The organism is Streptomyces sp. NPDC058289, from assembly GCF_042880975.1.
Classification (GTDB): Bacteria; Actinomycetota; Actinomycetes; order Streptomycetales; family Streptomycetaceae; genus Streptomyces; species Streptomyces stoeckheimensis.
The window spans coordinates 59,585-67,108 of sequence record NZ_JBHVYI010000049.1 but is presented as its reverse complement, the minus strand read 5'-3'; the positions used below and the strand labels follow the sequence as shown (position 1 = coordinate 67,108).

At 72.0% G+C, this 7,524-nt stretch carries 6 protein-coding genes; all 6 read right to left on the bottom strand.

Annotation, left to right across the window (positions count from 1 at the left end):
• A partial coding sequence (locus tag ACFVX6_RS24270; RefSeq protein WP_389694681.1) for a hypothetical protein occupies positions 1–313 on the bottom strand: 313 nt, incomplete at its 3' end.
• Positions 314–554: 241 nt separating this feature from the next.
• Positions 555–1,346, bottom strand: a complete 792-nt coding sequence (locus tag ACFVX6_RS24265; RefSeq protein WP_389694679.1) for a TIGR03936 family radical SAM-associated protein — start codon at positions 1,344–1,346, stop codon at positions 555–557.
• A 136-nt stretch (positions 1,347–1,482) separates the two neighbouring features.
• A complete protein-coding gene (locus tag ACFVX6_RS24260; protein WP_389694677.1) occupies positions 1,483–2,562 on the bottom strand; it encodes a hypothetical protein in 1,080 nt (359 codons plus the stop codon).
• Positions 2,563–2,682: 120 nt separating this feature from the next.
• A complete protein-coding gene (locus ACFVX6_RS24255) occupies positions 2,683–4,608 on the bottom strand; it encodes a TIGR03960 family B12-binding radical SAM protein (RefSeq protein ID WP_327252734.1) in 1,926 nt (641 codons plus the stop codon).
• Positions 4,609–4,681: 73 nt separating this feature from the next.
• On the bottom strand, positions 4,682–6,208 hold the full coding sequence (locus ACFVX6_RS24250) for a CHAD domain-containing protein (protein WP_389694675.1): 1,527 nt from the start codon (positions 6,206–6,208) through the stop codon (positions 4,682–4,684).
• A gap of 113 nt (positions 6,209–6,321) precedes the next feature.
• Positions 6,322–7,524 (bottom strand): rod shape-determining protein RodA, encoded by a 1,203-nt coding sequence (gene rodA / locus ACFVX6_RS24245; RefSeq protein WP_389694673.1) that lies wholly within the window; start codon positions 7,522–7,524, stop codon positions 6,322–6,324.

The window sequence follows — 7,524 nt, the reverse complement described above, 5'->3', positions numbered from 1 at the left end:
CGTCGTCTTGTTCGTCCTGGGCGGCCTCGGGGGCCTCGACCACGGCCTCGGCGGCGGACGCCTCGGGGGCGGCCACGGCGCGGGTCGCACGGCGGCGGGTACGGGCCGGGGCGGCGGCCGGGGCGGCCTCCTCGGCGGGAGCTGCGGCCACCACGGGCGCGGGAGCGGCCTCGGCGGCGGCTACGGCGCCGCCGGGCGGGCCGGCCGGGCGGGACGCGGCACGCCGGCGCCGGCGCGGCGGCAGGTTGTCGCTCGGGCTGCCGCTGTCGGCCGCACCGTTGTTGGCGGTGTTGTCGTTTTCGTTGTTGAGCATGCGGGGTTTCTCCCGTCACGCTCCCGGGCGCCGCGGCTGACTTCCGGTCCGGCACGGTCCCGCGTAATGAGCGCGGAACCGGCCTCCGGGGCGCGTTCGCCACACGGGAGCTCAGTTCAATGGCCGCCGGTTCCGTACGTGTAGTCCGTACGGCCTGGCGGAAGTCTTCAAGTCTTCAGGTCTGTGCGCGGCCCGACCCAGGTGGCTCCCGAGTCCCAGGGCTGCGCGACGACGACGATCCCTACGCGGCGGGACCTTCCGGCGCCTTCGCGTCGGCGGTTACGGCCGCCGTGGGTGGGGCGGTCGTGACAGCCTCGCGGTCGGGCGCGAGCGGGTCGGTCACCGTGCCGGACTCCTCGTCGAAGAGCCCCTGCGCCAGCCTGGTCACCGCAGCGGGGACCGGCGGCGTTAGGTCGGCCACAGCTCGGAGACCGGACAGGACGTCGTCGGGTCGCACGGCAGGTGTCAGATGCCGAACAACCAGCCGCAGTATCGCACAAGCATTGTCCAGGGGCCTATCAGCCTCCGCGGTCACCGTAGCGGGAACCACTTCCAGACTGACCACGGCGCCACGCGTGTCGAAGGTCCGCATGCCGTTCTTGGTGCGGCGCTGGACCTCCACGGCCTCGGCCGCGAGGAAGGCCTCGACCGCCTTCTGCACATCCGCGGGCTCCACGCCGTCCAGGCGCAGCTCCCACACGGAGGCCGTCAGCCGGTCGGCGAGACCGGAGGTGTGCGCCTCGACGGCGTCGATGATGTCGAGGCCGACGGGCATCGACTCGTCGAGCAGCTCGCGCAGGACCGCGGGGTCGCGGGGCTCGGCGAGGGCGATCTCCAGGTACTCGGCCTCGCTGCCGGTCCCGGTCGGGGCGGCGTTCGCGTACGAGACGCGGGGGTGCGGGGTGAAGCCCGCCGAGTACGCCATGGGCACCTCGGAGCGGCGCAGGGCCCGCTCGAAGGCGCGCTGGAAGTCTCGGTGGCTGGTGAACCGGAGGCGGCCGCGCTTGGTGTAGCGCAGGCGGATGCGCTGCACTACCGGTGCGGGAGGCGGGCCTTCGGGCTGTCGCTTGCCCAGTGGTTCATCTCCTTGTGCGGGGCTCCGCGGCTCGCGCGTCGCCCTGAGGTCTGTGGGGCCGGCCGGCCACGCCTGCCCTCCGGCTCACCCCTGCTCATGACTCGTGCAGGGAGATCTCGGGGGCGGGCGCGTCGCCTGCGGCTCTGTTACTACCCAGAGTACGCGCCTGTGACCTCGCCGGTTCCCGGGGCGGCCCCCCGAACAGCGCCCGCCGTACGTCGGCCCGCGCCTCGCGCACCGAGAGGCGGGTGGCCCGCCACACCTCGGCGACGGCACGGCCGACCGGAGCGATCGCCTGCCGGTGCACCGCGCGGACGCCGCGGCGGCCGACGGCCCACCCGGCGCGCAGCGCGTTCCCGACGGGAGTGACCACGTGCCGGCGCAGCCATCCGGCGGGCCGCACGACGGCCCACCGCCACAGCCACACCAGCCCGCGCCCCAGCGCCCGGCTCACCCGCCCCGCGAGGTGCCAGGCCGCGACGAGCACCTGCCAGACCGGCACGAGCAGGTACGCCCACACCCCGCGCCCGACCGGCGCGAGCAGGTACCGCCACGCTCCACCCGCCCCGGGCCGTACGACATGCCGCCACAGCGCAACCCACGGCCAGACGAACAGGGCCTTGGCCGACCAGACCACGCCTGCCGCGAACCCCCGGCCCAGCCATCGCAGTCCGTGCCCGACGGGGGCGAGGACGTACCTGTACAGCGCGCCGCCCGGCAGTACGAGCAGGTACCGGACCGCGCCCGCGAGCAGCCAGGCGATGCCCCGCCCGGCGGGCAGCAGCCCGTACTCCCAGACCGGGACCAGGAGGTGGCGCCAGAGCCCCAGGCCCGCCGGCCGCAGCAGATACGCGTACGCGGCCTGCCCCACCGGGAGCACGACGTACCGCCAGAGACCCACCCAGGGCCAGTAGAAGACCAGCTTGAACAGGGCCCCGATCAGCCACCCGGTCCCCCGCAGCACCGGCAGCAGGACCAGTTCGTACAGCCGGCGCAAGCCCTGCCCCAGCGGTCCGAGGACGGTCCGGTTCAGCATCCGCGCGAAGGCGACGAGCAGATCCCAGACCACCCGCAGGGGCAGCACGATCAGCACCGCCACGATCTTCACGGGGATCCGTACGACTCCGACCAGGCAGCCTTCTCCCCCGGGTGCGCGCGCCTCTTCCTGTTCCATACGGATAAGGACTCCGTAGGGGCGCCGGCCGTTGCGGGGAACACCTCACGGTCCGGACACGACGACGGCCCGCCCCGATCACGGGGCGGGCCGTCGTCGCAAGGACGGGGTGCGGGCGTGCTACTTCACGACCGACAGGGGCAGCAGTTTCTTGCCCGTCGGGCCGATCTGGATGCTGGTGTCGAGCTGCGGGCAGACGCCGCAGTCGAAGCACGGGGTCCAGCGGCAGTCCTCGACCTCGGTCTCGTCGAGGGCGTCCTGCCAGTCCTCCCAGAGCCAGTCCTTGTCCAGGCCGGAGTCGAGGTGGTCCCAGGGCAGGACCTCCTCGTAGGTGCGCTCGCGGGTCGTGTACCAGGCCACGTCGACGCCGTAGGCGGGGAGGGTCTTCTCCGCGGCCTGCATCCAGCGGTCGTACGAGAAGTGCTCGCGCCAGCCGTCGAAGCGGCCGCCCGACTCGTACACGGCGCGGATGACGTCGCCGATGCGGCGGTCGCCGCGGGAGAGGAGGCCCTCGACGATGCCGGGCTTGCCGTCGTGGTAGCGGAAGCCGATGGAGCGGCCGTACTTCTTGTCGCCGCGGAGCTTGTCGCGGAGCTTGCCGAGGCGGGCGTCCGTCTCCTCGGCCGACAGCTGCGGGGCCCACTGGAAGGGGGTGTGCGGCTTGGGGACGAAGCCGCCGATCGAGACGGTGCAGCGGATGTCGTTCTGGCCGGAGACCTCGCGGCCCTTGGCGATGACGTTGACCGCCATGTCGCCGATCTGCAGCACGTCCTCGTCGGTCTCGGTCGGCAGGCCGACCATGAAGTACAGCTTCACCTGGCGCCAGCCGTTGCCGTACGCCGTGGCGACCGTACGGATCAGGTCCTCTTCCGAGACCATCTTGTTGATGACCTTGCGCATGCGCTCGGAGCCGCCCTCGGGGGCGAAGGTCAGACCGGATCGGCGGCCGTTGCGGGTCAGCTCGTTGGCCAGGTCCACGTTGAAGGCGTCCACGCGGGTCGACGGGAGGGACAGGCCCACCTTGTCGTCCGTGTAGCGGTCGGCCAGGCCCTTGGCGATGTCCGCGATCTCGGTGTGGTCCGCCGAGGAGAGGGAGAGGAGGCCGACCTCCTCGAAGCCCGTGGCCTTCAGGCCGCGCTCCACCATCTCGCCGATGCCGGTGATGCTTCGCTCCCGCACGGGGCGCGTGATCATGCCGGCCTGGCAGAAACGGCAGCCGCGGGTACAGCCGCGGAAGATCTCCACGGACATCCGCTCGTGGACGGTCTCGGCGAGCGGGACCAGGGGCTGCTTGGGGTAGGGCCACTCGTCGAGGTCCATGACGGTGTGCTTGGACACGCGCCACGGCACGCCGGAGCGGTTCGGGACGACGCGGCCGATGCGGCCGTCGGGCAGGTACTCGACGTCGTAGAAGCCCGGCACGTAGACGCCGCCGGTCTTCGCGAGGCGCAGGAGCACCTCTTCGCGCCCGCCCGGCCTGCCCTCGGCCTTCCACGCGCGGATGATCTCGGTCATGTCGAGGACGGCCTGCTCGCCGTCGCCGATGATCGCGCAGTCGATGAACTCCGCGATCGGCTCGGGGTTGAAGGCCGCGTGGCCGCCCGCGAGCACGATGGGGTGGTCGACCGTACGGTTCTTCGCCTCGAGCGGGATGCCCGCGAGGTCCAGTGCCGTCAGCATGTTGGTGTAGCCGAGCTCGGTGGAGAAGGACAGCCCGAAGACGTCGAAGGCCCCGACCGGACGGTGGGAGTCGACGGTGAACTGCGGCACCTTGTGCTCGCGCATCAGCTCTTCGAGGTCCGGCCACACGCTGTACGTGCGCTCCGCGAGCACGCCCTCGCGCTCGTTGAGCACCTCGTAAAGGATCATGACGCCCTGGTTGGGGAGCCCGACCTCGTACGCGTCCGGGTACATCAGCGCCCAGCGGACGTCGGCGCTCTCCCACGGCTTGACCGTGGAGTTGAGCTCACCGCCGACGTACTGGATCGGCTTCTGGACGTGCGGAAGCAGGGCCTCAAGCTGAGGGAAGACCGACTCGGTCATCACGCGACTTTCGTGAAGCGGGCAGGGGGCGACTCTCAAGCGTACCCCGGGGCCCGGAGCACCCCCGCCCGCAAGATCAGCCGCGCAGTGCCGCCGCCGGCCCCGCGGTCGCCGCCCACACCTGCGGCAGCTCCCGCTCGCGGCGCTCGGCCAGCGCCTCCTCGCGGGCGTGGAGCACGCCCCAGGTGAAGGACGACTCCCCCGCACCGGCCGCCTGGACGGCGACTCCGCGCAGGGCTTCCCGGGCGACGACCCCGTCCTGGTGGTCGCCGAGCAGACTCTGGACCGCCTTCACCACCTTGCCCAGCTTGCGCGCGGGTTTGCCGAGGGCCGGGGCCGCCGCCTCGGCCGCGTACCGGGCGCGCTTCGCTGCCTTGCGCGCCTCGTGCAGGGCCAGGTCGCGGCCCTCGCCCGGGTCCAAGGACAGCGCGGCCTCGATCCGGCCGGCGAGGCGTTCGTAGTCTCCGAGGACCGCCGCGGGCAGGGCCGACTCGGCAGGCCGGGCGGCGGCCTTCTGCAACGGCGGGTCGGCCAGCAGGGCGTCGAGGGCGTTCAGCAGGGCCACGTGGCGCCTGCTGTCGAGCGCGGCCAGCGCCGCGCGGCGCGAACCGGTGCGGCGGGCGACGTTCCAGATCTTGAGGCGGCCACGGACCGGGCCCAGCACCAGGGTGCGCGGGAGTTCGTCGAGCCGGGTCTGGATCCGCTCCAGCAGTACTTCCTGGTCGCGGGCGACTCCGAGCTCGGCGGCGAGCCAGCGCAGCTCCTCGCCGATCGGGCCGGTCTCGGCGGGGTCCAGGATCCGGCGGTAGGTCTTGAAGGCACTGCGCAGGCGCCGGGTGGCGACCCGCATCTGGTGGACGGAGTCGGGCAGCCCCCGGCGTACGGCGGGATCCTGGGCGATGAGGGTGTCGCGCTGTTCGCGCAGGTACGCGAGCACGTGCGCGCCCATCGTGTCCTCGGCGAGGCCGGTGTCGGCGCCGGTCGTACGGGCCGAGGGCTCCCCGCCGGTCTCGGTCAGCGCCCGTGCGAGCTTCGAGGGGGCGTCGCTGACCCGGAGTCCGGCCTTGCGGAAGGTCTTCTCCACGGCGTCGAGCAGCGCCGGGTCGGCCCCGTCGGCGAGCTCGACCTCCACCTCGGTCCAGGCGGCCGTGGCGTCCGCGCGCTCGGCCCGCACCGCGTCCGTGGACAGCTCCGCGAGGAGGGCGCCGTCCGCGTCGAGGAGGTGGCTGACGTGGCGCGAGGACAGGAGCCTGACCTGTGGTTCCAGCGGGGTGTCGCGGACGCGGGAGCGCAGCAGTGCGGTCAGCGCGTCCGGCACGGTGTCGCCGAGGGGGGCGGTGATCTCGTCGCGCACGCCGGGGGCGACGGGCAGTTTGAGGTGCCAGCCTGCGTCCTTGCCGCCGGTGCGGCGGCGCAGGGTGAGCCCGTCGGCGGCGAGCCGCTGGTCGGGGGTGTCGTAGTAGACGGCGTCGAGCTCGGCCGTGCCCTGGTCGGTCACGGCCGCGATGGCGGCCGTGCCCGTCAGGTCGGGTACTCCGCGCCGTCCGGCCTTGGTGGTCCTGAACTCGAATTTGCGCTCGATCTCGCGCTTCGTGTCCGCCATGGATCGAACGTAGTCCTGAACGGAACACGACGCGAAGGAAAACGGCGGGTGCGGCGGAAAACCGGCCCGGGAACCGACGGATCAAGCCGACCCCGGACCGACCCCACACCGCATCAAGCCGACATCGGCCGCTGCACCCTGATCGATTGGAGCAGCCCGATGGCCACCCACACGGCGAACATCGAGGATCCTCCGTAGGACACGAACGGCAGCGGGAGTCCGGCCACGGGCATGATCCCGAGGGTCATCCCGATGTTCTCGAAGGACTGGAAGGCGAACCAGGCGATGATCCCGGCGCACACGATCGTGCCGTACAGCTCGGTCGTCTCGCGGGCGATCATGCAGGCGCGCCACAGGATGACCCCGAGCAGCACCAGGATCAGCCCGGCTCCGACGAAGCCCAGCTCCTCCCCCGCCACCGTGAAGACGAAGTCGGTCTGCTGCTCCGGCACGAACTGGCCGGTGGTCTGCGAGCCCTTGAAGAGTCCGGAGCCGGTCAGCCCGCCGGAGCCGATGGCGATGCGTGCCTGGTTGGTGTTGTAGCCCACGCCGGCCGGGTCGAGCTCGGGGTTGGCGAAGGCCGCGAAGCGGTTGATCTGGTACTCGTCGAGGATGCCGAGCTGCCAGATCAGGATGGCCCCGCCGACGCCCGAGCCGAGCAGGCCCAGCACCCAGCGGTTGGAGGCGCCGGAGGCCAGCAGGACGCCGAGCACGATGACGACCATGACCATGACGGAGCCGAGGTCGGGCATCAGCATGATGATGCCCATGGGGAAGGCCGCCAGGCAGAGCGCCTTGACGACTGTGCGGTGGTCCGGGTGGACGAGGTCGCCCGCGTCCACCCGGGTGGCCAGCAGCATCGCCATGACCAGGATGATCGTGATCTTGACGAACTCGGAGGGCTGGAGCGAGAAGCCGCCGCCGACCACGATCCAGGCGTGGGCTCCGTTGATGGTCGCGCCGAGCGGGGTGAGCACGGCGAGGATCAGCACCACGGAGAGCCCGTAGAGGATCGGTACGGCGCCGCGCAGGGTGCGGTGGCCGAGCCAGATGGTGCCGATCATCAGCACGAGGCCGATGCCGGTGTTCATGGCGTGCCGGAAGAGGAAGTAGTACGGGTCCCCGTTGTTCAGCGAGGTCCGGTTGCGGGTCGCCGACCACACCAGCAGGGCGCCGATGAGGGAGAGGGCGAGCGCGGAGAGGAGTATCGGCCAGTCGAGCCGGCGCACCACGGAGTCGCGGGCGGTGAGTTTGGCCATCGCTCCCCGCTGCTCCGGCGCGTACCGGGCCACGGAGAATTTGTTGGCGGTCTGCAT

Bases quoted from the DNA above. Each gene is read 5' to 3' on its own strand.
- rodA (WP_389694673.1), bottom strand. From the start codon at position 7,524: ATGCAGACCGCCAACAAATTCTCCGTGGCCCGGTACGCGCCGGAGCAG.
- ACFVX6_RS24250 (WP_389694675.1), bottom strand. From the start codon at position 6,208: ATGGCGGACACGAAGCGCGAGATCGAGCGCAAATTCGAGTTCAGGACC.
- ACFVX6_RS24260 (WP_389694677.1), bottom strand. From the start codon at position 2,562: ATGGAACAGGAAGAGGCGCGCGCACCCGGGGGAGAAGGCTGCCTGGTC.